The sequence below is a fragment of the Yeosuana sp. genome (assembly GCF_057126245.1).
The window spans coordinates 18,061-43,637 of the sequence record NZ_DBNGMQ010000036.1; the positions used below are offsets into that span (position 1 = coordinate 18,061).

The window sequence follows — 25,577 nt, forward strand, 5'->3', positions numbered from 1 at the left end:
CTAAAAAACGTGAATAAAAGATTGAGAAATGAGGAACATCCCAATAAAAATATCGCTAAAGAAGTCTATTACTTACTCCGCATTTAAAGTTCTTATAGCCCTTATGCTATTGGGTTGTTCATCGACAAAAAAAATGAAGCAGAAAACAAACCTTTTAGGGTTGGATCAAAATGCTACACATGTATATAGTAGTAATAATGGCAATACAGCAACTTCTGAACAAGATTATAATTTAGATAATCATGACTATATTAGCGAAAAACTAGAGCTAACATCACTAATCCTTCCCAATTCTAAAAATTCATTGACACAAATCGTTACTAGTACAGAAGAAAACGAAATTGTATCACAGGCTATTTTAGCCGAAGAATTTACAAATTTTAATATTTTAGACATTAAAACTCCGGTGGCTGATAAGATAGTAGAAAATTACCTATACAGCGAAAACAAGGAGCCTAGTGGTCATTGCCTTTCTGTAAGTAAAGGTCGTTTTGAACAAGCTTATGAAGAGATTTACGGTCACTTGCTCTATCAAGATCTACCAGATAGTATGGCATCAAAATTCTATAATCCGAAACAGGTGTTTAATATGCTTTACGATTCCGCTTCAGACACGTATGAAGGATGGCGAAGCCTCCCAAAAACATATAGGGGCAAAGGTAATGCAGGTGCTATTGCCTATGCCGGTATGGGTACTTTGGTTGATTCATTAGGAATTTGGAGTGGCCAATTAAGACCTGGAGCACTCATGCAAGTTTGGCGGTATAAAGAAGATTATGAAAAGGTAGTCAAAGGCGTAAATGTTAAAAAACTTGATTCTTATGGACATTCGTTCATTTTTATAAGCTATGTGTGTAATGAAAAAAATGAAATTATAGGGCTTAAAATTGCCGATCAAGGTTTTCAAAGCAGCAGACCTATAAAGCCTCGGTATTATCAAGTTTGGTGGGCAGTAAATCTTAGTATCTAGAGGACAAATCTGTAGTAAAATACAATTTTAACATTTTTAATGTAATTACTTCTTATCTAATACGTTAGAATAATGTATTTTGGCTTCCAAATCTATAAAAACCCTTCATGTTATTTTATTCGCTACTATTCTCTTTAGGATTTATAAACGAAATACCACCTAAAATAGACAAGGTGGCAGTGTATGAACTTGTTCCTGAAAAGTCCTTGCTTATGGAGGAAACTATGAATTTTAAGAAAGGTATAACTTTTGAGTTTAAAAAAAATTTAGATAGTATTGCCATTTCTTATGCCGGCACCAAAATAGATTCTGGTAAACTTCGTTTGCGTTTAAAAGAAGACCTTAGGTTGGGCACTATATCTTTTGATAACATTAAAACAGCTTTTACCAATCAATTAGTAGATAAGATTATACCTCATTGGTACGGTACTCCTTGGAGTTTTGAGGGCCATACAGCTATACCTAACCATGGTGAAATTGCATGTGGTTATTTTATATCAACCACTTTGCGAGATATGGGTATAAATCTCAACCGATATACAATGGCTAAAAAATCACCTATTGATGAGGCTAGAATGATTAGTTGTGGCTCGGTAATTAACAAGATTGTTCAGGACACAACCGAAAAAGCCTTTGAAGAGATTGATTGCTTAACGAAAGAGGGACTCTATTTTATAGGTTTTGACGATGGGCATGTGGGATTTCTTTTAAAACGTGAAGGTAAACTATTTCTAATCCATTCCAACTATCTTTCTCCAGTGTCGGTCTGTATGGAAACTCTCAAAGAATCACGAGTTTTTAAGAGTTTTACTAAATTTCATCTTGTGGCTATTTCTCATAATGATACCCTTTTGCAGCGTTGGTTAGATAATGGTTTGGTGTTGTAATAAATAACAATAAATCTACGAATATTAATAAGCATTCTAATAAAATAGCTTTTACATACGCGAGAACTTTTAATTATCCTGTAGATTATAATTAGTTTCCGTAATTCGATCTGGTTGATAGCATATAGTCCTACGGCCAATATCTGATGTTATATTAAATAGCAACAGCTATACACCGTTTTAAACTATAAACATATTTGTACTATATTGTTTTGTGTTAGCATCCTTTGCTTTTCCAAAGCAAAGGATGCTAACGTAATTTTCTTCAAAAAACCTTTTCTAAAAGTTTCTTCTACAAAGTTAATTGAACACCTTTTTACCAAATCGAGGTGCGAGATTCATGAATTCCTATTAATAAAATATGAGATAATTAATAAACGACGTAAGAGCGCAATGGAATCACAATATAGATGCATTTTTTCATGACTAATATCATGAAAAATTGTATCATTTTTTTTTAATTTTAGAAAATTCAAAAGCTAAATATTAATTATGAAAAATTCAAACCATTCATTTATTAGAACTATCTGTTATAATTTATTTATTATTGGATTTTTATTCTTATTAATGACCTGTAATAATGGTCCTTCAAAAGATAAAACGAGTAAAACTGAAACAGAGGAAATTGTAAAAGCTAATGATATCTATTGGAATGTTAAAGCCATTCATCCAGATGGAAAAAGCTTAGATATTAAAGCCTTTGATGAAGAAGGAAAATCTTTCGACATAAAGGCAATTCAGAACTCCGATCAAACTAGCTTCTTAGATGTAAAAGCTATTGTAGATGGTGAGAAATTACCTGTTAAGGTGTTGGTAAGTGATGATCAATATGTACCTGTTAAAGCCATTAATAATGAAGGCGTTTCGTATGATATTAAAGCAATAACTGCAGAAGGAGAAAAACTGGATGTTAAAGGAGTTGTTAGATTTGAAAATATTGTCATTATGAAAGCCATTACTAAAGAGGGAGATTTCTATGGAGTGAAAGCTATTTCACCGGACGGACAACTTAATGACATTAAAGGAATTAAGATTAATATACAGGACAGAGAGATGACTTTAAAAGGCCTAAGTATCCATGCACATGTCAAAGCAATGCATCCATCTGATAATGAAGATGACTTTGAAATGCCTAAAAAAAATATAAAGAAAGGAATATATAAAAATGACTTTAAAAGAGTTATCTGGAATATTAAGGCGGTAACTGCTGATGGTAAAAACCTAGATGTAAAAGCTTTTGATGCTGAAGGCAATAAATTTGATGTAAAAGCAACACAAGATTCTAAACAACATAGTTTTATGAATATTAAGGCCTTTGTAGAGGGGGCAGAATTACCAGTTAAAATAATGCAAAGTACTGACGAATATGCACCTATTAAGGCTATTGGAACAGACGGTACTATTTACGATATTAAAGCGTTAACTGATGGCAATGTTAAACTAGATGTAAAAGGCATTAGTCGTTCTGGTAATATTATTCATGTTAAAGCTATAAATGAAAATGGCGAATTTTATGGTATTAAAGCTTTTTCTCCAGACGGAAAACTTAATGCAGTAAAAGGTGTTAAGATTTTTGATAGAGAAGTAGAAATGAAAGTACAAGGACATCCAGTATATGCTCATTTAAAAGCTATTAATCAATAAGTGGCTCTATAGCATAAATTGACTTCTTCGATTTTTCGGTGATACCTTATAATGAGAAGGGGTTCAGCCTGATAAAGTAATTATTCCAGATTGGCTAAAATATAGAAGCGGTAAAGATGAAGCACTTGAATGGGTAATTAAAGACATTGAACAAAAGTATTACTTAAAAAAAACACTTTATAGACCTAAAGGAACTATATCTACAATTATGTGTAAATAGCCTGAAATACGGCTATACAGAAATTACTATACCTCTGTACTATAATGTACCTTGTTATGTAACTTGAGCTTTGGCAAAAGGGAAAGTTCAATACATTATTTTCTTTATTTTTTTCTTCTATAATTTCCCTTTACGATGTAAATGGAACACGCTTTTTACGAAACGACGATAGGAGAGTAGTTGAATGTATGTGGAATGGATAATTGTTATAAATAATATTACAGCAATTAAAATTAGTTAAATCAAAAAATAGCTTAGAATTCTATTAATCTTTTCTTAAAATTCTAAATATGGAATATGATATTTATCATTTTAAATTTCTTTTATTATAAGTAATTTTATTTTTTATATCTATAAGTTCTTTAGTTATATATAATGGAAATAAACACTTGTGAGCAAACATTCTTGTTATCTCAAACATAGTGAACATACAAAGTACATTAAACAAAAAAAAAGCAAAATGTCAATCTTAATTTTATAAATATAAAAATTATGATCTTACATAATGTACTCGCTTTTATAACAAAAGACAACAAACAAGAGTTCGAACCCTATTATTTATACGATAGTTCTGAGATAAAAAAGAACTGCAGAACATTTCAAAATATATCCTATAAAAACAAAACCATACACTTCGCCACTATGGCGAACATCAATAGTGATTTCTTGAGAATAATAAAAGAAGAAAATACTAATGTCTTTGTGAATTCTATGTGGCATCTAAAACAGGTAATGGATGTAGGTTACAAAGGACATCAGATAATCTTTACTGCATCTGCAATGACCGAAAAAACGATGAAAACTATAAAATCCAACGGAATAAAAACCTATTTGGATTCTCCTATGCAGCTTAGACGTTGGTCAAAACTAAATCCTGATACATCTGTTGGCATTAGATGTAATATAGGAGATAGTATAAAACCTTATTCAAATCATGCTGGGTCGTTTATTGGTAAAACAAGCAGACTTGGTTTTAGCTTTGAAGAAATTAAACAAATAACAGATAAATCTAAAATTACTAGTATTCATGTATATGTCGGCACAGACATTACAGATATAACATATTTTATGAACTGTTATTCTGCACTTATCAAAATTGCCAAATATTTTCCTAATCTGAATTCTTTAAATTTTGGGGGTGGTTTTGGAGTTTCAGAAAATGGAGAAAATACTTTTGATATAGAAGAGTATAGCTCACAACTGAATAAATTAATGGAAGTTGCTTCTAAAAATCTAGATAGAGATTTACATATTATATTGGAACCAGGAAGAATTATTGGAGCAAACTCAGGGTATTTCGTTTGTAATGTTAGCGATATTAAGAAAAAAGACAATTCCGTTCTTATTGGTGTAAACGCATCTATAGTTCAATTTCCAAGACCACTAATGTATCCTGATTTAGCTCTTCATCCAGTATACGTTGTTCGAAATGGCAAAGTTTTAACCAGTAAAGAACAACACGTTTCTATCATTTATGGCAACTCTACCTATTCACGAGATATATTTAGAAAAAACATATACCTATCAAAAATTAAAATTGGTGATATGTTGGTGTTTGGTAATTCCGGTTCCTATTCTTCATCGTCATATTCACAATTCTTAGGTTTCGAAAAGCCTGAGGAATATTTCATCTAATATTACAATATTATGAAGGTAGAATTATTAAATAGAAAAAAAGACTTTTCAATATTTAAAAAAGTAGGATCGGAAGTTTACAAAGGTAATAAATATTACAGAGGAACGGGATCCAGTATCGAAAAGCTACTATTAAAATCTTCTGGAGCATTTTCTAAACACGCTACTATAAAAACCTTTGTTGTTAGGGATCAAAATAACTTAATTGCACGATTTGCTCTTATTCACGACCAATATCTTCCTGACTATATTCAGGTTTCATTTTTTGAAGCTCATGAAGGTCTAGGTGATATCTTTTCTATAATTAAGAAATGTGCAAAACTCCACTTCCCTAAAACATACAAAATTGTTGTGGGTTTAAATGGACATCTTAATTATGGTGCTGGGATATTATTAAACAGATTTGACGAAACTCCATTGTTTGGAATGCCGTATAATAATGATTATTATGCCGACTATTTTAAAGACTTAACACCTCGTAAAATGGTAAGTTATAAGTTTAGTATGGACATTTACAGTCAGTGGGCAGAATCATATAAATCCTTTCGAAAAATAGATGGACTCACTGTCCGATTTATGAATAAGAAATATATAGAAAAAGAAAGTGCTATTTATACCGAATTAAACAACAAGACATTTACACAGCACCCTTATTGGGCAAGAAGAGAGGCTGAAGAAGATTTGGAACTTTTTGCTCCTTTCAGTCATTTACTGGATAACGAAAACTTAATTTTTGCAGAGGTAAACGGAGAAACTGCGGGCTTTTTTCTATGGTATCCTGATTTTAATAACTTAATTTCAAGCCAGGGAGATTTAAATATCTTTGATGTCATTAAATACAGAATAAAACCATCAATTGAGACTTTCCGATTTACAGAAATTGGAATAACACCCAAATACCAACGAAGTCCAGTTGCACTAGCTTTAATAGATAAAGGTCTCACAGCAATGAAGGGATATAAGTATTTTGAAGGTGGGTTTATATTCGAAGAAAATAAAGCATCAATAGCATTTGTGACACGTGTTTACCAAAGATGCTATGGCAAGTTACCAAAACCATATCGTGAGTTTGCAGTTTTTGAAACAGCTATTTAATGATAGAAATTAAATACATAAAAAAACCTGAGGACCTTCCCAAAGAGTGGGATAAAATAAGTGATTCATATTTTCAAACGATAGAATTCTTGAGACATGCTGAGACCTATAATAATTGTAAACAGCGATATTATATGCTATACAATGAAAATACACTTGTTTCAGCCGCTATTATGTATTCTTTACATTTAGACTTATTTACTTTTTTAAGGATCAAAAGTCCGATAAAAACAAATATAGTTGGGATTCCTGCTTCGGTATCTTCTACGGGAATATTTGGTAATAAAGAATACATAGAAGACTTAAAAAAACATTTATACAAAGAAAATAAAGGCTTAATTCTGTTCTTGAATTTAGAAACACAAAACAAGAACTCCAACATAGCTTCTGGAAAAACTCTACCAACAATTATTTTCAAAAATCAATTTGAAAATACAGAGAAATATAAATCAAAACTTCGATACCCTTACAGAAGAAGAATTAATAAACTAAATTCAAATATTAACTATAATATTGAATCTTCTAGCTGCTCTGTTTTTGATGAAGAAATGCACAAGCAGTATCTAGCTGTTTACAATAAAAGTAATAACAAACTGGAAAGGTTGAATTTAGATTTTTTCAAAAACTTACCCAATAATTTTTTACTTACGACTATTAAGAAAAAAGATAGCTTATTAGGATGGTATATTACATTAACCATCAAAACAAAAACTTATTTTTTTCTTGGAGGAATAGATTATAAGCTTAATAAAGACAATTCGACATATTTGCGATTACTCTATAATATAGTTGAGAAATCGATAAAAGACAAAGCCAAAATTATTGATTTAGGTCAGACTGCGGAAATTCCTAAAATACGAATGGGAGGAAAGCCTAAAACACTCTATATGGAGGTTTTTCACAGTAATTATATTTTCAATTACTTATTAAAAAAGATAATAACACACATAGAATACAAGGTAAAGTTGGAATATAATAAAGTATTTAAAGAGGACTTGGACTAAGAGCTTAATTCTTGTTAAGTATACTTGAATAAAAAATTAAAATCCGAATTATATGAAAATATTAATGATTCATCCACGTCCTTCACCACGAACAATTGGCTTACAACATCTAATGATAATTGAGCCTCTTGAACTCGAAGTGTTAGCTGCATTGAAAAGGGAAGAAGATGAAGTGGAGATTATTGATATGATGATTGAAAAAGAGTCTATTGAATATTTCATCAAAAAATATAAGCCCAATGTACTTTGTGTTACAGGTTACATCACAAATGTTTCCAACATAATCTCCTATTGCGAAAAAGCGAAAAACATTGACCCAAATATATCAACAATAGTGGGGGGAGTGCATTGTGAAGTTGTTCCTGAAGATTTCAATGTTGATGTCATAGATTATAGGGTAGTTAGAAATGCTACAAGAGCTTTTACTCCTCTTCTCAATCATATTGAAAATAAAGCTGAATTGCCTAAAGGTGTTTTAAAACCAAATAAAAATGTAAATGAGATTGAATTACCAGATTTTGACTTTTATATGCCTATTCCTGCAAGAGCGTATGCAAACAAATACAGAAAAAAATATTTCTACATCTTTCATGACGATATAACTATTCTAAAAACATCATTCGGCTGTCCTTACAAGTGTTCGTTTTGCTTCTGCAGGGTTATAACAAAAAACTTATTTTATCAACGACCTATTGATGACGTTATTGAAGAAATTTCGAATATAAAGCAACGCTCAATCTACATAGTTGACGATGATTTCTTAATTGATAAAAAACGTCTTAAAGCATTTACATCAAATATCAAACAACGAAGAATTAAGAAAAACTATATTGTTTATGGTAGAGCGGATTTTATAGTGAAAAATCCCGAAACAATGAAGGATTTAGCCGAAATAGGGTTGAATACGGTAATTGTTGGATTTGAAAGTTTCTCTGATAAAGAATTGGATTTGTACAATAAAAAAACAGATTCAAACATTTATAAAAAAACTATGGAAATTCTAAAAGAAAATAATATCGACGTCTATGCTACTATAATTGTCTCACCTGAATGGGGAAAATCAGAATTCAAAAACATGGTCATAAACCTCAAAAAACTTGGCATACATTATGTAAACCTGCAACCATTAACGCCTTTGCCAGCGACCGAGATTTCATATCCCGACGATCAAATGGTTATAAAAACAGAGGAGTACGATTTATGGGATTTAGCCCATGTTTCTATAAGACCAACTAAACTATCTATTCCTGACTATTATAGAGAAATACTAAAAGCTTATAATTCCATCTTATTTCAGCCAAAAGTGCTTTGGATGTATATAAAAACATATAGCATAAAGATGCTATACAAAATGTATATGGGAAGTGTTCGTATAACAAAACAATACAATATAAAAATTAAAGAAACAGAACAAAATGCCTAAGATACTATTCATACAACCCACGCAATATGCCGAAGATGGAAATCTATGTAAACAAAACAAAATTAATCTTCCCAGTTTATCATTTCCTTTACTTGCAGCTTATACACCCGACACTTGGGAAATAGAATTGAACATCGAAGTTGTAGATGAAATAAACTATGAGTCTGAAGCAGACATTGTAGCGATTAGCAGCATGGGAATTTCTACACTTAGAGGCTTCGAAATAGGTGAAATATTCAAGAAAAAAGGTAAGATTGTAGTTATGGGTGGATATATGGTATCGATAGCTACTGATATAGGAAAAAATTATGTAGACACAATAGTCATTGGAGATGCAGAAATTTCATACCCATTAATGTTGAAAGATTTCGAGGAGACTGGAACTCTAAAAGCAATATATGATAATCCTATCGACAATTTAGATAATTTACCAATACCAAAATACGAATTAATTATGAAGAAAAAGATAGGTAATATGCTACCGGTTCAGGCGGGAAGAGGGTGTACATACCATTGTACATTTTGCTCAATAGCATGTTTGTATAAGGGTAAATATATGTCTAGACCTGTTGACGATGTAATTCGGGATATTAAAGAGGTAAAACGTTTAGGGTTCAATAGGTTTTACTTAATCGATGATAACATTATTTCTAATCCAAAATATCTTACGGAATTGTGTGAGAAAATAACACCTCTAAAAATGAATTGGGCAAGCCAGTGTACTTTAAGTTTGGCTAAAAACCCTAAATTATTAAATACAGTTGTAAAATCGGGATGCAATTTGATGTCTTTTGGTGTTGAGAGCATTTTACAGGAATCTATTGACAGTGTAAACAAACCCTGGTTAAAAGCATCCGATCATAAAAACAGTATAAAAGTTCTCTTTAAGGCAGGGATTACAGTTAGCACCGAAATGATTATTGGAACCGATTATGATACAGTAGGATCTATTAAAGACACTGCCGATTTTGTCAATCAGAATAAAATAGCAATTCCCCGATTTTATATACTGACTCCCGTTCCGGGGACAAAATTATACAGTGATATGAGAAAAGAAAACAGGCTGATTAGTGAGGATTTTAAAAGATTTGACGGTACCGAATGCATGCACATTCCAAAAAAAATGACTCCAAAAGAAGTAACCGAGATGTATTGGTGGTTGAACAATGAAATCTTCTCATTCAAAAGTATCATTAACAGAACCCTCTTTAACAAACAGCTTTGGAAAAACATACCTATGCTATTGTTCTCAATTGCAATAAACCTTCATTATAGAATGTATGTAAAGAAAAAAGTTGCACCTAACATATTTTAATCATTTAAAAGAGAAGGTGACATTTGGAAATGGACCTATGACTTAATACAATAAAACAACAAACTGGGTAAGAAACATTCTTTTCAGTAAATTTATTCAAGAATATTATACCTAGTCAATTTTTTCTCTGGCAAGAAGACCTTATGATAAATTAAGCAATTTTGAAAAAATGTTAATTATCCGGTATAGTAAAATAATTATCAGTTTGATTATATTAGGAGTAATCATCTCTTTCCTATTCATTCCTAGACTTTATGTAAAGCACGATTTAAAAAGCTTTTTTGTAGAAGGAGATTCCGATTTAGATTTTTATAATGATTTTAGAAAATCATTTAAATCAGATGAAAACATTTTAATGATTGCCATTCATAGTGAAAAAGGAATTTATGACTATAAACTACTCCATGAGATTCACGATTTTACACTAAAATGCAAAAGGATTTCTCATGTAATTAATGCAAATTCTATTACAACATATAAGGATTATATTAATTCACCTATGGGAATTATGAGCTTTCCTTTTCTACACTATAAGGACAGCACAAAATATATAGCAGATAGCATTAGGATTTCAAAGAATTCAAATATTAATGACTGGTTTGTTTCAAAAGACTCAAAGACATTAACAGTAATCCTTGAAACCGATCCTACAATTGATGAAAAATCAAAGGATAATCTAATAAGCAATCTAGATACCCTTTTAGAAAATTATTCATTTGAAGAAGTACATTTTGCAGGTGGCTGGAATTATGAAACAAGGTATTTTCGAATGATTGGTAAGGAATTACAATTCAATATAATACTTTCCTCAATTGTTATTGTATTGGTTCTTATTATTATTTTTAGATCAATAGCCGGCGTATTAATACCTGCTATTTCAGTAATTATTTCAATGATATTTCTTTATGGGTTGCTTGGGTTATTTGGCAGGCCCTTAAACGTCTTAAGCACTATTTTCCCTACTATTATGCTGATTGTAGGTGTATCAAATTTAATTCATATTTTATCGAAATATAAGGATTTACTATCAAAAGGTCTGGAAAGAAAAAAAGCTATTGCAGAAACCTTTAAAGAATTAAGAATAACCATCTTTATTACGTCTCTTACAACAGCAATAGGATTCTTTTCTTTAGCTATATCATCTATGAAAGCATTTAGAAATTTTGGTATTGAAGCTGGAATTGGAGTTTTAATTGCATTTGTAGTTTCAATAACCTTTGTTCCGGCATTACTCCATAATATTAAAGCTAAATCAATTGGTAAAAATCATAAACTAGAAAATTCTGTTTTATCTCAAATACTAGATAAAATATATAAAACGATTCTCAAATTTCCAACAAGAATATTGATAGTTACTGCTATAATATTTGTTGTTTCCATTTTTGGGTTATTACACATTAACACTAATAATTTTATTTTGAGTAATTTTTCTAATACCACTTCTTTAAAAAAAGATTTCATTTTTTTTGAGGAAAACTTATCAGGTGTTCGAACATTTGAGATGTCTGTCAGTACAATTGATGGAGATTCTTTAACTAACATAAACATTTTGAATAAAATTGATAAACTTCAATCTTATCTTGAAGATAGTCTCGATTTTAAGCAAGTCTATTCTCCTGTCTCAATCTATAAATCAATGAATAGAATATATAATGGCGGCGTTTCAAACGCGTATATCCTTTCTGAAAATCAGTCTAAAATAAATAAATATGATAAAGCCGCATTAAAGTTGAATAGAAAATTATATAGTCAATTTATAGATTCCACACATACAAAAGGACGAATTACTGCAAGGATAAAAGATATAGGAACAACTAAAATTAAACACCTTAATCAACAAACTAATGACTGGATCAATGATAACATAACGGACAATAATTTAAAATTTCGCATCACGGGTTCTATGTTTCTAACTGATAAAAGCAATGATTATTTAATACACAATATGCTAATGAGTCTTTCTTTTGCCTTTATTGTAGTTAGTATAATAATGTTTCTATTGTTTATGGATTTAAAAATGGTAATTATCTCATTGATTCCAAATATTCTTCCTCTATTTGTTGTTGCTGCTATTATTGGTTTAACAGATATAATTTTCAATGGTTCCGTTGCAATTATTTTTTCTATTGGATTTGTTATTGCAGTAGATGATACGATTCACTTTTTGAGTAAATTTAAGTTGGAACTGAGTAAGGGTCATGACGTAAAAAAAGCAATAAAAATAACTTTAGAAGAAACTTGTAAGGCGATAATAACAACTTCTATTATTTTATTTTTTGGCTTTATTATATTAGTACATTCAGATATGAAAGGAGTCTTCTACCAAGGACTTCTTCTTGCTATTATGCTTCTCACCGCATTAATAGCTGACCTATTCTTACTACCTGTTTTTTTAATACGTTTTATTAAAAAGTAAAACACGTGTCGTAATTGTTTCCAAAATTATATGCAGTCTTGATTTTCTTGTTACTTTATTTATCAAGTAAAAAAGATTTAATAAAACCTTCAAGAGTTCAATTGTTTAATTTCTATTTTACATAATATTAATAGTTGTAATTAAAAAAGAATAAATAGTATCGAGAATAGAATAAGTGCTTAGAATCTTATTTTTTTAAAATTTAAGCTCTTTTGGCAAGCTTACGAGAATTGCGTAAAAAAAATATGTTGCACAATTATTCATATACGTTAAAATTTCAATAACAGCAAAAAGGTTAGCTTTTATTTTGGCGTTGGCAACCGTTGGATAATTGTGTTTAAAATAAATTGCCAGAGCAATTTGATTTTATATAACAATAGAGCGCTTGTTAGCGGATATTTTACATAACGGCTAATTATAGATACAAATGTTTTTTAAACTCTGCGAAGCAAACCGCTTATTAGTTTAATGACCCAAGTTCCAATTAATCTTATGAAAACGAATGCTTCTGGGATATTTTACATAATACTACATTATAGCTATCAAATGGACTTCTCTCATAAAATACCAATGATAGTATTTGTACTATAATTTATATTATGTAAAATAGAAAATTTAATCCCATACTCTAGGGAGCATAATATTTTATAAAAAAGAGACCATAATTAAAATAATTTATGGTCTCTCAAAATATAGTTTAGTTAGGGTATTAAAAATTATAGAAATTCAAGAAAATAAATCATCATTTCCTCCTTAAACTCATAATGTAATTTTATATAATCTTTCATATCTTCACGCAAGGAATGTTGTTCATTCTGCAATCTACCATCTATGGTTTCATCAAAATTCACTCTGTTGATGGTTATCATTTTATTTCTGATTCTATGAAGTAATTTCTTAATAGCATCCTTTTCAATCATAATTCGATTCTGAAAAACCTCTAAAGGCTTTAATGCTTTTTGTCCAAATTCGCGTTCAGCTATTTCTTCCAATTTTTCTTGAAACGTATCCATCTCATTAAAATGAAATCTTAATTCACGTTTCCATGTTTCTAAATTGAATTTAAGGTCACTTAGGTATAATACTTTAGTATGCATAATTTTCATCAATTTATATTATTAATTTTTTACTAATTCACTTTGTACATGTGCTGGTACCATCTGATAAGATAAAAACTTACTCGCAAAGGTTGCTCTACCTTGCGTTAATGATCTTAAATCAGTAGAATATCCATACAATTCATCTGCCGGTATCAGACATGTTAAAATTTGGTAATTGTTATTGTTTTCAAAGCCTTGAATCACAGCTCGCCTTGATTGTAAATCGGTCATTACTTGCCCTACCATTTCTTCTGGTACTTTTACAATAAGCTCATTTGTTGGCTCCAGTAATTTCGGATTTGCATTTAAGAATGCTTCTTTAAAAGCATGCGCTCCAGCAATTTTAAATGATATATCATTAGAATCTACCGAGTGCATTTTACCATCATATACCATGACTCTAATATCTCGTACATAGGATTCTGTTAATGGACCAGATTCCATAACCTCTAGAATACCTTTCATAACCGATGGTAAATACCGCTGATCGATAACACCTCCAACAATACAGTTATAAAAAATTAATTTTCCGCCCCAAGGTAAATCAACCTCCTCTTTTCCTCTTAAATTAAACCCTTCAGGTTCAGGTATTCCTTCTTTCCAAGGCTCAATTTTCATATGAACCTCTCCAAATTGACCAGATCCTCCAGATTGCTTTTTATGTCTATAACTTGCATTTGATGAACGCTGTATCGTTTCTCTGTACTGAATTTTTGGTCGCTCAAATTTTGCACTTACGCCATAAACATTTTGTAGTGTCCAATCTATAGTAGCTAAGTGTAATTCACCTTGACATCCTAAAAGTAGTTGCTTTGATTCTTTCGAATATTTAACCACAGCGGTTGGATCTTGGCTATTAATACGCTTAAGCGCGTCACTTAATTTTTCTTCATCGTTTTTATCAACAGCAAAAATAGCTTTAGTAATTCTAGATGCAGGATGTTGGATGCTTTTAATGGTAATTTGTTTTTTACCACTATACAAGGTATCATTGGTTTCTGTATATTTTAGTTTTAAAGTAGCTCCAATATCACCAGCCGTTAGTTTTGATACGGAATGCCGTTCTTTACCATCCATGATATATAACTGATTGATGATTTCAGTTTCACCAGCTCTCGAATTTGTTAATCTATCATTGACATTAATCTCACCAGATTTTACCTTAAAAAAGGTAATTTGCCCTAAATTAGGTTGATATAATGTTTTAAAAACGAATAAAACAGTTGGTGCCGATGTACTTGAGGTAATTTCATCACCTTCTAAACTCTGTACGGCCTTTAAATCTGAAGCAGCAGGAGCAACATTATCAATGAATCCCATGAGTCTACCCGTTCCCATATCGTTTAAAGCAGAGACACAAAAAACAGGGAATAATTCGTGGTTTAACATCCCAGCCTTTATTCCCTGTCGCATTTCGTCTTCGTTGAGCGTGCCTTTATCGAAATAGAGTTCTAATAACTCTTCATCGTTTTCGGCTGCTTTTTCGACTAACTCATTGTGCAATGAATTAGCCATTTCAACATGGCTATCTGGAATTGGGAGTTTTTCAGGCTTCCCTCCTTCTTTCCCAAATTTGTACATTTTCATCTTTAAAACATCAATAATGCATTGAGCACCGTCAACAACCAATGGAAACTGGATTTGAACCGCATTATTTCCTACTAAAGATTTTATACTTTTAAAATTATCTTCGAAATTTGTTTCTGGATGATCTATTTGATTAACTACAAAAAGCGTAGGTCTGTTATATTTATCAATGTAATTCCATATAATCTCAGTCCCAACTTCAACACCTTGTCGTCCGTTTATTACGGCAACTACCGTGTCAGATACTCGAATAGAAGAAATTATTTCACCAATAAAATCATCTAAACCAGGTGTGTCTATAATATTTATCTTATAATTACGCCATTCTGTGTGCATAGGTGTTGCATAAATAGACGCTTCACGCTCCTGTTCTATAAGATGATAGTCCGAAACCGTATTTTTGTCTTCTACAGTGCCTCGCCTTTTTAAAAGACCTGCTTCAAACAGCATGGTTTCAGAAAGTGTGGTTTTTCCACTATGATGAGCCCCTACTAAAACAATGTTTTTAATGTGCTTTTCGTCAAATATTTTCATGTTCTAGGTTTAATTTGTTATAAAATAAAACTAAGTCCTTTAAATTAATTAAAAAATGATTTAAGTCAGCAAAAAAATTCAAAAAAATATGTAGTTATTTAACGATGATGTTTTAATCTACATGTTAAAGCTATCTTAAACTTATGCTAAATAATTTTAAAACGGTTTTAAATAATCAGATAAACCTATATTTGTGTGCTTGAAAAAGAAAAATTATTAATGAAAGAAAAACCAAAAACTGGTACGAAATCCGAAAAATCAAGATTACATTTATTACATCAATATTATACGTATACTGGTTTTTATCAATTCGTAGGTCATGCTATTAAAAAGGCTTTACCTTATATTGTACTTATTGTTGTCGCCATTTATTTGGTAAATAGATTTTTTAATATTAATGAAGCGCTCATTCATGTTACCGAAATACTTCCTATACCAGGTGTATTAGTTTTTTTCTTTGTTTCGGAAACGTTTTTAGGGCTTATTCCTCCCGAAATATTTATTGCTTGGTCTGGTAAATTAAACCAACCTTGGTTATACTTAAGTGTTTTGGCGGTTCTATCTTATTTAGGCGGACTGTGTACTTACTGGATAGGTATTGGAATTACTAAAATTCCATCCATAAATAACTATTTAGAACAAAAAATGAAAAAGCAACTAAAAAACTCTAAAAAGTGGGGTGGTTTTTTAATTTTAGTTGGTGCATTATTACCTCTACCCTTCTCTATTTCTTGTATGGCTGCAGGCATTATTGAATTTCCTTTTAAAAGCGTGATACTTTACGGCTCTCTGCGCTTATTGAGATTCCTTCTTTACGGACTTGTAATTTTTCATGTGTTTTAATTCATTTGAATTGAGTTTTTATCTATCTAAATAGTACCTTTGAAAAAAATTAAAATTTTCGATGTTTACATTTTTAAATATTTTTAGATTGGTTGCATTTTTAGAAGGTGTTTCTTATATCTTATTACTATTTATAGCAACTCCTGTAAAATACGTAGCAGAGGACCCTAAATATGTAAAAATATTAGGAATGCCACATGGACTGCTGTTTATAGGCTATCTTATTTTAGCATTTATGTTTAAAAATGAAACCAATTGGAATAAATCGCAATTTGCCTCTGTACTGATCGCGTCTATCATTCCATTTGGAACATTTTATGTTGATAGAAAATATTTAAATACCTCCAATTAATTATGGAAACTTTAAAACATTTGCTCTACGATTATTTAGTGTCTGTAGGTTTTACAGAAACGTCTTCTAAATACATGAATATGCTTGCATTGGCAATAGTATTGTTCGTGTTGGTTTTTATAATTGACTTTATTATAAGAAAAATATTAATTGAAGTTTTTTCGAGATTTGCATCAAAATCAAAAACTAACTTTGATGATTTGTTGGTGACCAATAAAGTGCCTAGTAACGTAGCTCATGTTATTCCGTTTCTAATCATGATTGAGTTCATGCCCATTGTCCTAAGTGATTTTATGAATTCTTTAAAGATTGTAGAGAAAGGGTTGCAAGTGTTTGCCATTCTTTTAACGCTTTGGATCGTAAGAAGTGTTTTAAATACAATAAAAGATTATTTGAAGATATTACCTAGACTTAAGGATAAACCCATAGATAGTTATATTCAAGTGTTTATGATTTTTTCTTGGGTCGTGGGGATTTTTTCAGCCATAGCCATCATCTCAGGAATAGAATTTATAAATTTTATAACAGGTTTAGGAGCTGCTTCTGCTGTTATTCTATTAATTTTTAAAGATACCATTTTAGGGTTTGTAGCTAGTATTCAGGTTTCTATTAACGATATGGTACATATTGGTGATTGGATCACTTTTGAAAAATATGGTGCAGATGGTGATGTTACAGAAATTAATTTAGCTACTGTTAAAGTTCAAAATTGGGATAAAACCATCACAACCATTCCTACTTATGCATTGATTTCTGATTCGTTTAAGAACTGGCGAGGAATGATAAATTCCGACGGAAGACGCATAAAGCGTTCCTTAAACATTAAGTTTGATAGCATTAAGTATCTGTCTAAAGATGAAGTTGATAGCCTTAAAAAAATTCAGTTAATTAGTTCGTATTTAGACAAACGTCAAAGTGATATAGAAACCTATAATACAACCAATAACATAAATAAGGAATTGGCTTTAAATGGTAGAAACCTTACCAATATAGGTGTGTTTAGAAAATACGTTCAAACCTATATAGAACAGCATTCTGCCATAAATAAAGAGATGATGATCATGGTTAGACAATTAGCACCTACAACGCAAGGGATTCCTTTAGAAATTTATGCTTTTAGTTCCGATAAACGTTGGGAAAATTATGAATATATCATGTCTGATATTTTTGATCATGTCATTGCTTCAGTACCTTATTTTAATTTAGAAATATTCGAACTTCCAACAGGTTCAAGTTTTTTATCGAAAGACACGAAATAATTAGAGATGATTGTTTATTTAATAATGAGCTTTTTAATAACGTTATTATTTATTTTCATTAAATAAAATCCTGATTTTAATGCGTTTAAATTAAATTCAACCTCTTTAATATTCTGATATTGTTTTTCTTCAAGGAGCTTTCCAGTAATGGAAAACAGTTTAATATTTGTAATGTCATGACCTTTAATTATTACAGTATTAAAAGCGTCTGATGGATTTGGATAGACATTAATTCTATTCGCATTTTTTATGATGTTTGAACTTGATAAGGCGGTACCTAAATTTTTTTTTAATGAAATTACCAATGTAGTGCCTTTTGAAAAACTAATGTTAGTGCCACTAGCGTCCGTTTGATTCGCATTATTTGCGATATCCGGATGCTGAATAGACATGAACAAATACTTGTAGTCTGGTGTAAATGTAATGCCTGTAGGCTCAGATCCTATTGGTGTAATAGCAAATATCTGTACTCTAGGATTTGCTTGGGTATGTCCATTTTTAACAACCCAAATATAATTTTGGTCTCCATTATTTAAATCACCATCCTGAAACACCCATAAATTACCATCACCATCAAAGGCTAAGTTATCATTGCCATAGCTCCATGGAATAGATGATGACCCCGAGTCATAATCAATCGTATAATTCATATTACCAACATAGGTTTCCATAGTTGACACAGTCGTACCATTAATAGCATCTGAATCTTGAAAACGATAGACTTGATTTTCAGATTTAACAGCAAAATATACCATCCCATCAGGTCCGATTTCTACGTCCTCAATACCAGCAAATTCAGTTGCCCCTAATGCCACACTTTGTGAAATGGTGGTATTTTGTTCGGCCTGAGTTGTATTATTCAATAACACCCAATCTCCTGAGCCATTTTTAGAGCCTTTATAAACATATAACAAGCCAGCACTTAGGTCTTTTGCAGTATTCGCAACATACTTATAAAGATACCCTGGGTTGGAATCGGCACCTTGATACACCGTTCTTTCGTTAGAATGAATGGAAACATTTTCGTGAGCAAAATTACCCATAGCCCAATGTTTACCAATCACCGTTTTACTGGCAGGGTTAATTTCTACATTCCAACCCGTATCATTATAACCATCCGCATTAAAATCCCATGCTACTGCAAATTCTTCTGATGATATAACGGTCCCCCAAGAGGTTACAGTTCCTGAACAATTCGCGCCCGTCACAAAAACTGAAGAAAAATCAATGGCTTGTGAGGCTGTCGTTTCCCATAGTTGTGTTGTGGTATTAAAATTAACATCAAACACAGTCACAGCTCCAGGTGCTATTTCATGATTTAAACTTAAATACCCATTGGTACTGCTGCCTGCTATGGGCACAAAACCTGTAAAATCAGGGTTTTGAGGAATTGTTCCAGAACCAACCGTTAACGCGTCACCTGTTTCTGCAATTTTTTGAAAGGTATGTGTGGACGGGATTACAAATTGGTCAGACTGCGCTACGGGTTCTACTGAAGTAAAATCCCCTATATTTTGTTGCGGGAACACATAAAAATTAATAAACAAAAAACTGGTTAAACAGAACAATGGCAATTTTTTCATAGGGTTGGAATAAAAAAAGGATTCAATACTAATGTAATGAATCCATTTTAAAATATATGATAAAATATTAATTTCTAGATATTTGCAGCTAACCAGTCACCTACTTCTTTTGTGCCATAAGCTTTTCCGCCATCAGACAAATCTTCAGTAACAATGCCTTGGGCTAATGCTTTATTAACAGCATCTCTAATAGCTTTCCCTTCTTCTGGCAAATTAAACGCCGTTTCAAACATCATAGCTGCCGATAAAATAGTTGCCATTGGGTTTGCTATGTTTTTGCCTGTTGCCTGCGGGTATGAGCCATGAATGGGTTCAAATAAAGCCATATCGGTTCCCATAGAAGCAGATGGCATTAATCCCATAGATCCAGAAATTACAGAAGCCTCATCGGTTAAAATATCTCCGAATAAATTCTCTGTAATTAACACATCATAACTATTTGGCCATTGTACTAAACGCATCGCTACAGCATCAACAAATTCGTAACTGACTTCAACCTCTGGATAATCCTTTTCCATAGCCTGAACCGTTTCTCTCCATAAACGAGACGTTTCTAACACATTCGCTTTATCAACACAGCACAGTTTTTTAGAGCGCGTCATAGCCAGTTCAAACCCTTTTTTTGCCAAACGTTGTACTTCAACTCTCGTGTAAACACAATTATCAAAAGCCGTTTCACCACCATCTCTTCTACCCTTTTCACCAAAGTAAATACCACCAGTTAGTTCTCGTAAAAACACCAAATCGGTGCCTTCAATGCGTTCTCTCTTCAAAGGCGATTTATCTATAAGCGATGGGAAGGTAAATGTTGGTCTCACATTAGCAAATAACCCTAATTTTTTACGCATTTTTAATAAGCCTTGTTCTGGTCGTACCTTTGCAGATGGATCATTATCGTATTTAGGATGCCCAATAGCACCAAATAAAACAGCATCTGATGCAACACAAATATCATGCGTGCTGTCTGGATAAGGCTCACCTACAGCATCAATAGCTGCAGCGCCAGTTAGGGCTGGTTTCCAAGTAATCTCATGTTCGAATTTCTTAGCAACAGCATCACTTACTTTTACTGCTTGCTCTATAACTTCCGGTCCTATACCGTCTCCGGCTAAAAGGGCAATATTAAATTTCATTATATTTTATATTTAATCTTTAATTTTTTCTATCTAATAATTTGGGCGTTACCCTAAAAAGGGTCGGGCTTTCCACTATATCTTTTTAAAATGTCATTGTGAAGCAAATTTTTATTTGCTGTGTCAATCTCATAAACCTGAGGAGATTACTTCGTCGTGCCTCCTCGCAATGACGACTCGTTTAACATGTTTTAAAAAGAATACCGTTATAATCCCTAACGCAGTTACTAACTATATATAATAACTTTTAATTAGTAATAATATTTAGCATTTTTTCTGTGGCTTTGATAGCTGATACTGTTTGATCTGAGTCTAATCCACGAGTTTTAAATTCTTTATCTAAACTTTTCCAAGTAATAATTGTTTCGCATAAAGCATCTGAACGACTTCCAGGAGGAATTCTAACCGCATAATCAATCAAATCCGGCAACATTCTATTCTTTCTTTTAAAGATGTTTCTAATAGCATTCATAAAGGCATCAAACTGTCCGTCGCCTTGCGCATTCTCTTCAAAAGTTTTATCATTAACAGTAATAGAAACCGTTGTTGATGGCTTTAAGCCTTTTGAGTGTGTTAATACATATGAATTAACTTTTACCTTTTCCTCATACGTTCTGTCTAAAACATCAGAAATAATATAAGGTAAGTCCTCTTTTGTTACCACTTGTTTTTTATCGCCTAATTCAATAATACGTTGCGTGACTTTCTTTAAGTTCTCATCATTAAGTTGAAGACCTAATTCTTGTAAATTTTTTTGAATATTAGCTTTACCTGAGGCTTTGCCAAGCGCATATTTACGTGTTCTACCAAAACGTTCTGGCATTAAATCACTAAAATATAAATTTCTTTTATTATCTCCATCTGCATGTATACCAGCAGTTTGTGTAAATACATTAGCCCCAATTACTGGTTTGTTTGAAGGAATCATAACGCCTGAAAAATTTTCAACCAGCTTACTCACCGTATACAATACTTTTTCATTTACACCAACTTTAACCTCGGGCATAAAATCATTTATTACAGCAATAGTACTAGCCATAGGTGCATTTCCAGCACGCTCTCCCATACCATTAATTGTTAAATGCAGCCCATCAGCGCCAGCTCTTATCCCTTCAATAGCATTTGCAACACCTAAATCGTAATCATTGTGGGCATGAAAATCGAAATGTAAATGAGGATATTTATCTTTTATTTCTTTAACAAAATCATAAGATTCTTTAGGAGTCAAAATTCCTAAAGTATCTGGAAGCATGATCCGTTTTATAGGTTGCGTTGATAAAAACTCCAAAAACTCAAAAACATAGTCTTTAGAATTACGCATACCATTACTCCAATCTTCTAAATAAACATTGGTATCTATACCTTTTTTAGTAGCAAGAGAAATCGTTTCTGATATTTCTTTAAAATGCTGACTAGAAGTCTTTTTTAGCTGATAAGTTAAATGATTTAATGAACCTTTCGTTAATAAATTTTGAACCTTAGCTCCTGCATCAAGCATCCAATCAATTGATATGCCTTTATCAACAAACGTTAAAACTTCAATGGCCTCAATAAAACCATTTTCATTAGCCCAATTAGTAACATTTTTCACCGCCAGAAACTCACCTTCAGACACTCTAGCTGATGCAATTTCTATACGATCAACTTTTAGTTCTTTTAATAAAAGTTTAGCAATGGTTAGTTTTTCTGAAGCAGAAAACGACACGCCAGAGGTTTGTTCACCATCGCGCAATGTCGTATCCATTATTTCAATTCGTTTTGCTGCCATTTATAATATCAAATCATTAGCAAAAGATTCGATATCGCTTTTCATACTTTGAAGATAATCAATATCATCAAAACCATTAAGCATATTATCTTTTTTGTAACTGTTGATTTCAAACGATTCCTGAGCGCCAGTAGATGTTATGGTAATTGTCTGTTCAGCTAGATTTACTTCTATTTGAGTGTTTGGATCTTTATAAATTTCTTCGAAAATTTGTTCTGAGAATTCAGAACTCACCTGCACGGGTAAAACACCAACATTCAAACAGTTATTTCTAAAAATATCTGCGAAAAAACTAGACACAACGCAACGAAATCCGTAATCATAAACCGCCCAAGCGGCATGTTCTCTTGAAGAGCCAGAACCAAAGTTCTTCCCACCTACCAAAATTTTGCCAGAATACATGGGATTATTTAATACAAAACTTTCTTTTGGAGTATTGTCATTATTATATCTCCAATCTCTGAATAAGTTATCACCAAAACCTTCACGCTTAGTCGCTTTTAAAAATCGTGCAGGTATAATTTGATCGGTATCTACATTTTCTAAAGGTAATGGAACTGCCGTACTTGTTAATATGTTAAATTTATCGTAAGCCATTTTTCTATTATGTTATTTGTTTATTCAGTCAATGATTATAATAAATCTCTCGGGTCCGTTACCACGCCTGTAACTGCTGCTGCTGCTGCTACTAAGGGACTCGCCAATATGGTTCTTGAACCAGGACCTTGACGACCTTCAAAATTTCTATTAGACGTACTAACTGCATATTTGCCAGCTGGCACTTTATCATCATTCATTGCTAAACATGCAGAACAACCTGGTTGTCTTAATACGAATCCAGCTTCTGTAATAACATCTAAAATACCTTCTTCTTTTATCAAGGCTTCTACTTCATGCGACCCGGGTACTAACCAAGCCGTAACGTGATCTGCTTTTTTCTTTCCTTTTACAATAGATGCAAAAGCCCTAAAATCTTCTATTCTACCGTTGGTACAACTTCCTAAAAACACATAATCAATCTTTTTACCAATCATCGCATCGTTTTCTTCATAACCCATATAGTCTAAAGACTTTTTATAAGTAGCAACACCACCTTCTAAATCATCAGCATTAGGGATGTTTTTAGAAATCCCCATGCCCATACCTGGATTGGTTCCGTAGGTTATCATAGGTTCGATATCACTGGCGCTAAATGTTAATTCTTTGTCAAACGTCGCATCGGCATCTGTTTTTAATGTTTTCCAATGTGCAACAGCCTTATCCCAAGCATCTCCTTTAACAGATAGTGGTTTGTCTTTTAAATAAGCAAAAGTCGTTTCATCTGGCGCAATCATACCGCCACGCGCTCCCATTTCAATAGATAAATTACAAACGGTCATACGGCCTTCCATAGTCATATTTTCAAACACATCACCTGCATACTCCACAAAATAACCAGTTGCTCCAGACGTTGATAATTTTGATATAATATATAAAGCGACATCTTTTGGCGTCACCCCTTTTCCTAATTGTCCATTCACATTAATGCGCATTTTTTTAGGTTTAGGCTGCATGATACATTGTGTAGACAATACCATTTCGACTTCAGAGGTTCCAATACCAAAAGCAATAGCGCCAAATGCACCATGAGTGGATGTATGCGAATCTCCACAAACAATGGTTGCTCCAGGAAATGTAATGCCGTTTTCTGGACCCACAACGTGTACAATACCATTTTTTTGATGTCCTAACCCCCAATGGCTAATGCCATATTCGTTAGAATTGTCTTCTAAAGCTTTTAATTGATTAGCAGATAATGGATCTTCAACTGGTAAATGCTGATTAATGGTTGGTGTATTATGATCTGCCGTAGCAAATGTACGCTCTGGATACAATACTTTTAATCCTCTAGTTTTTAAACCAAGAAATGCGACCGGACTTGTAACTTCGTGAATAAAATGACGATCTATAAAAAACACATCTGGACCACCTTCAATTTTCCTAACAACATGTGAATCCCATACTTTATCAAACAATGTCTTACTCATAAAAATTTTTATTTCTATTTTTAATTTTAAATAATGCCTTTAACTACAATGTACTGCACCCCAAAAGCTTTCAAATTTATAAAAAACTAACTTTTTTTTCAGTATATAATAATATTTAAGCTGTTTAGTAATTCATTTTTATAAAATTATTAATGGATTTGATAAAAATCGACTTTATCACAACAGAATTGATAGTTTGCTTATAAATTTTAATAGCAGAATTTTATATTTTTACTTTAACCGGTCTTCAACAAATTCAACTTCGGTTTTTCCGTGTGGTTTTGCCTTACCATCTTGACATAAATTAACCATGACAATGTTAGATATTGTGATAATAGTTTCATGAGTCATTTTATTTCTAACCTCAGAGCTAAGCGTTAAAGATGCTTTTCCAAATTTAACCACTTCGATACCAATTTCAACAATATCACCTTGCCAAGCCGACGACTTAAAATCAATTTCACTCATGTATTTGGTTACTACTTTTTGATTTTCTAATTGAACAATCGTATAGAGTGCTGCTTCCTCGTCTATCCATTCTAATAACCGACCTCCAAATAAGGTTCCATTAGGATTTAAATCTTCTGGTTTTACCTATTTTCTGGTGTGAAATTTCATCTGTTAAATTCTGCTTTAAGGTTTGATACAAATTACAAATATTTACTTTCTACTTATAGTAAATATAACATATAGATTATGATAAAAAAATGTGATTGTTGATAACCTAGTTAAAAACTATAAAACCAATCAATATAAAGCGTTTTATTAATCTATATTTTTAT

At 31.9% G+C, this 25,577-nt stretch carries 19 protein-coding genes and 1 pseudogene; 12 read left to right on the plus strand and 8 right to left on the minus strand.

From position 1 onward, the window contains the following. Nucleotides 1–133 precede the first annotated feature (133 nt). The 9 genes from AC15TD_RS03720 to AC15TD_RS03760 all read left to right on the plus strand — a co-directional run bounded on the left by AC15TD_RS03720 (nt 134) and on the right by AC15TD_RS03760 (nt 12,609). Nucleotides 134–970, plus strand: a complete 837-nt coding sequence (locus AC15TD_RS03720; RefSeq protein ID WP_484450797.1) for a hypothetical protein — start codon at nt 134–136, stop codon at nt 968–970. Between the two features lie 107 nt (nt 971–1,077). After that, nucleotides 1,078–1,857: a hypothetical protein gene (locus AC15TD_RS03725; RefSeq protein ID WP_484450798.1), complete on the plus strand. Its 780-nt coding sequence runs from the start codon at nt 1,078–1,080 to the stop codon at nt 1,855–1,857. Between the two features lie 492 nt (nt 1,858–2,349). Beyond that, nucleotides 2,350–3,501 carry a DUF7486 family protein gene (locus AC15TD_RS03730; protein WP_484450799.1) on the plus strand — a complete coding sequence of 384 codons (1,152 nt, stop codon included), beginning with the start codon at nt 2,350–2,352 and terminating at the stop codon, nt 3,499–3,501. A gap of 712 nt (nt 3,502–4,213) precedes the next feature. Continuing rightward, complete coding sequence (locus tag AC15TD_RS03735; RefSeq protein ID WP_484450800.1) at nt 4,214–5,356, plus strand: hypothetical protein; 1,143 nt, start codon at nt 4,214–4,216, stop codon at nt 5,354–5,356. A gap of 12 nt (nt 5,357–5,368) precedes the next feature. Continuing rightward, a complete protein-coding gene (locus AC15TD_RS03740) occupies nt 5,369–6,451 on the plus strand; it encodes a hypothetical protein (RefSeq protein WP_484450801.1) in 1,083 nt (360 codons plus the stop codon). Continuing rightward, nucleotides 6,451–7,455 carry a hypothetical protein gene (locus AC15TD_RS03745; RefSeq protein WP_484450802.1) on the plus strand — a complete coding sequence of 335 codons (1,005 nt, stop codon included), beginning with the start codon at nt 6,451–6,453 and terminating at the stop codon, nt 7,453–7,455. Before AC15TD_RS03740 ends, AC15TD_RS03745 begins: the two co-directional genes overlap by 1 nt. Before the next feature lie 52 nt (nt 7,456–7,507). Beyond that, the gene (locus AC15TD_RS03750; protein ID WP_484450803.1) at nt 7,508–8,878 is read left to right on the plus strand and encodes a B12-binding domain-containing radical SAM protein; all 1,371 of its coding nucleotides are present in this window, start codon (nt 7,508–7,510) and stop codon (nt 8,876–8,878) included. Further along, a complete protein-coding gene (locus AC15TD_RS03755; RefSeq protein ID WP_484450804.1) occupies nt 8,871–10,193 on the plus strand; it encodes a B12-binding domain-containing radical SAM protein in 1,323 nt (440 codons plus the stop codon). The genes AC15TD_RS03750 and AC15TD_RS03755 overlap by 8 nt, the downstream gene beginning before the upstream one ends. Nucleotides 10,194–10,398: 205 nt before the next feature. After that, complete coding sequence (locus AC15TD_RS03760; RefSeq protein WP_484450805.1) at nt 10,399–12,609, plus strand: efflux RND transporter permease subunit; 2,211 nt, start codon at nt 10,399–10,401, stop codon at nt 12,607–12,609. Between the two features lie 716 nt (nt 12,610–13,325). Here AC15TD_RS03760 and AC15TD_RS03765 read toward each other — a convergent pair. Then, the gene (locus AC15TD_RS03765; RefSeq protein ID WP_484450806.1) at nt 13,326–13,706 is read right to left on the minus strand and encodes a hypothetical protein; all 381 of its coding nucleotides are present in this window, start codon (nt 13,704–13,706) and stop codon (nt 13,326–13,328) included. Nucleotides 13,707–13,727: 21 nt separating this feature from the next. Next, complete coding sequence (locus AC15TD_RS03770; RefSeq protein ID WP_484450807.1) at nt 13,728–15,830, minus strand: elongation factor G; 2,103 nt, start codon at nt 15,828–15,830, stop codon at nt 13,728–13,730. A 195-nt stretch (nt 15,831–16,025) separates the two neighbouring features. Between AC15TD_RS03770 and AC15TD_RS03775 the strand changes: the two genes are divergently transcribed. The 3 genes from AC15TD_RS03775 to AC15TD_RS03785 all read left to right on the plus strand — a co-directional run bounded on the left by AC15TD_RS03775 (nt 16,026) and on the right by AC15TD_RS03785 (nt 18,284). Continuing rightward, nucleotides 16,026–16,673, plus strand: coding sequence for a YqaA family protein (locus tag AC15TD_RS03775; protein WP_484450808.1), 648 nt, complete (start codon nt 16,026–16,028; stop codon nt 16,671–16,673). Nucleotides 16,674–16,734: 61 nt separating this feature from the next. Further along, nucleotides 16,735–17,025 carry a DUF3817 domain-containing protein gene (locus AC15TD_RS03780; RefSeq protein ID WP_484450809.1) on the plus strand — a complete coding sequence of 97 codons (291 nt, stop codon included), beginning with the start codon at nt 16,735–16,737 and terminating at the stop codon, nt 17,023–17,025. Nucleotides 17,026–17,027: 2 nt separating this feature from the next. Further along, on the plus strand, nt 17,028–18,284 hold the full coding sequence (locus AC15TD_RS03785; RefSeq protein ID WP_484450810.1) for a mechanosensitive ion channel family protein: 1,257 nt from the start codon (nt 17,028–17,030) through the stop codon (nt 18,282–18,284). A 14-nt stretch (nt 18,285–18,298) separates the two neighbouring features. Here the strand turns inward: AC15TD_RS03785 and AC15TD_RS03790 are convergent, their stop codons facing one another. From AC15TD_RS03790 to AC15TD_RS03815, 6 genes and pseudogenes are all read right to left on the minus strand, one after another. Next, nucleotides 18,299–19,867 (minus strand): alkaline phosphatase PhoX, encoded by a 1,569-nt coding sequence (locus tag AC15TD_RS03790; RefSeq protein ID WP_484450811.1) that lies wholly within the window; start codon nt 19,865–19,867, stop codon nt 18,299–18,301. Between the two features lie 74 nt (nt 19,868–19,941). Beyond that, a complete protein-coding gene (gene leuB / locus AC15TD_RS03795; RefSeq protein ID WP_484450812.1) occupies nt 19,942–21,000 on the minus strand; it encodes a 3-isopropylmalate dehydrogenase in 1,059 nt (352 codons plus the stop codon). 247 nt (nt 21,001–21,247) lie between these two features. Beyond that, nucleotides 21,248–22,768, minus strand: a complete 1,521-nt coding sequence (locus AC15TD_RS03800; RefSeq protein ID WP_484450813.1) for an alpha-isopropylmalate synthase regulatory domain-containing protein — start codon at nt 22,766–22,768, stop codon at nt 21,248–21,250. Continuing rightward, nucleotides 22,769–23,365 carry a 3-isopropylmalate dehydratase small subunit gene (gene leuD / locus AC15TD_RS03805; RefSeq protein WP_484450814.1) on the minus strand — a complete coding sequence of 199 codons (597 nt, stop codon included), beginning with the start codon at nt 23,363–23,365 and terminating at the stop codon, nt 22,769–22,771. It lies immediately after the preceding gene. 35 nt (nt 23,366–23,400) lie between these two features. Next, nucleotides 23,401–24,795: a 3-isopropylmalate dehydratase large subunit gene (leuC, locus tag AC15TD_RS03810; protein ID WP_484450815.1), complete on the minus strand. Its 1,395-nt coding sequence runs from the start codon at nt 24,793–24,795 to the stop codon at nt 23,401–23,403. A gap of 231 nt (nt 24,796–25,026) precedes the next feature. Then, a pseudogene (locus AC15TD_RS03815) lies at nt 25,027–25,413 on the minus strand (acyl-CoA thioesterase). Between the last annotated feature and the right edge of the window lie 164 nt (nt 25,414–25,577).

What these genes read in the sequence shown, in the direction of transcription:
- AC15TD_RS03720 (WP_484450797.1), top strand. Translation starts at nt 134, where the DNA reads ATGAAGCAGAAAACAAACCTTTTAGGGTTGGATCAAAATGCTACACAT.
- AC15TD_RS03725 (WP_484450798.1), top strand. Translation starts at nt 1,078, where the DNA reads ATGTTATTTTATTCGCTACTATTCTCTTTAGGATTTATAAACGAAATA.
- AC15TD_RS03730 (WP_484450799.1), top strand. Translation starts at nt 2,350, where the DNA reads ATGAAAAATTCAAACCATTCATTTATTAGAACTATCTGTTATAATTTA.
- AC15TD_RS03735 (WP_484450800.1), top strand. Translation starts at nt 4,214, where the DNA reads ATGATCTTACATAATGTACTCGCTTTTATAACAAAAGACAACAAACAA.
- AC15TD_RS03740 (WP_484450801.1), top strand. Translation starts at nt 5,369, where the DNA reads ATGAAGGTAGAATTATTAAATAGAAAAAAAGACTTTTCAATATTTAAA.
- AC15TD_RS03745 (WP_484450802.1), top strand. Translation starts at nt 6,451, where the DNA reads ATGATAGAAATTAAATACATAAAAAAACCTGAGGACCTTCCCAAAGAG.
- AC15TD_RS03750 (WP_484450803.1), top strand. Translation starts at nt 7,508, where the DNA reads ATGAAAATATTAATGATTCATCCACGTCCTTCACCACGAACAATTGGC.
- AC15TD_RS03755 (WP_484450804.1), top strand. Translation starts at nt 8,871, where the DNA reads ATGCCTAAGATACTATTCATACAACCCACGCAATATGCCGAAGATGGA.
- AC15TD_RS03765 (WP_484450806.1), bottom strand. Translation starts at nt 13,706, where the DNA reads ATGCATACTAAAGTATTATACCTAAGTGACCTTAAATTCAATTTAGAA.
- AC15TD_RS03770 (WP_484450807.1), bottom strand. Translation starts at nt 15,830, where the DNA reads ATGAAAATATTTGACGAAAAGCACATTAAAAACATTGTTTTAGTAGGG.
- AC15TD_RS03780 (WP_484450809.1), top strand. Translation starts at nt 16,735, where the DNA reads ATGTTTACATTTTTAAATATTTTTAGATTGGTTGCATTTTTAGAAGGT.
- AC15TD_RS03785 (WP_484450810.1), top strand. Translation starts at nt 17,028, where the DNA reads ATGGAAACTTTAAAACATTTGCTCTACGATTATTTAGTGTCTGTAGGT.
- AC15TD_RS03790 (WP_484450811.1), bottom strand. Translation starts at nt 19,867, where the DNA reads ATGAAAAAATTGCCATTGTTCTGTTTAACCAGTTTTTTGTTTATTAAT.
- leuB (WP_484450812.1), bottom strand. Translation starts at nt 21,000, where the DNA reads ATGAAATTTAATATTGCCCTTTTAGCCGGAGACGGTATAGGACCGGAA.
- AC15TD_RS03800 (WP_484450813.1), bottom strand. Translation starts at nt 22,768, where the DNA reads ATGGCAGCAAAACGAATTGAAATAATGGATACGACATTGCGCGATGGT.
- leuD (WP_484450814.1), bottom strand. Translation starts at nt 23,365, where the DNA reads ATGGCTTACGATAAATTTAACATATTAACAAGTACGGCAGTTCCATTA.
- leuC (WP_484450815.1), bottom strand. Translation starts at nt 24,795, where the DNA reads ATGAGTAAGACATTGTTTGATAAAGTATGGGATTCACATGTTGTTAGG.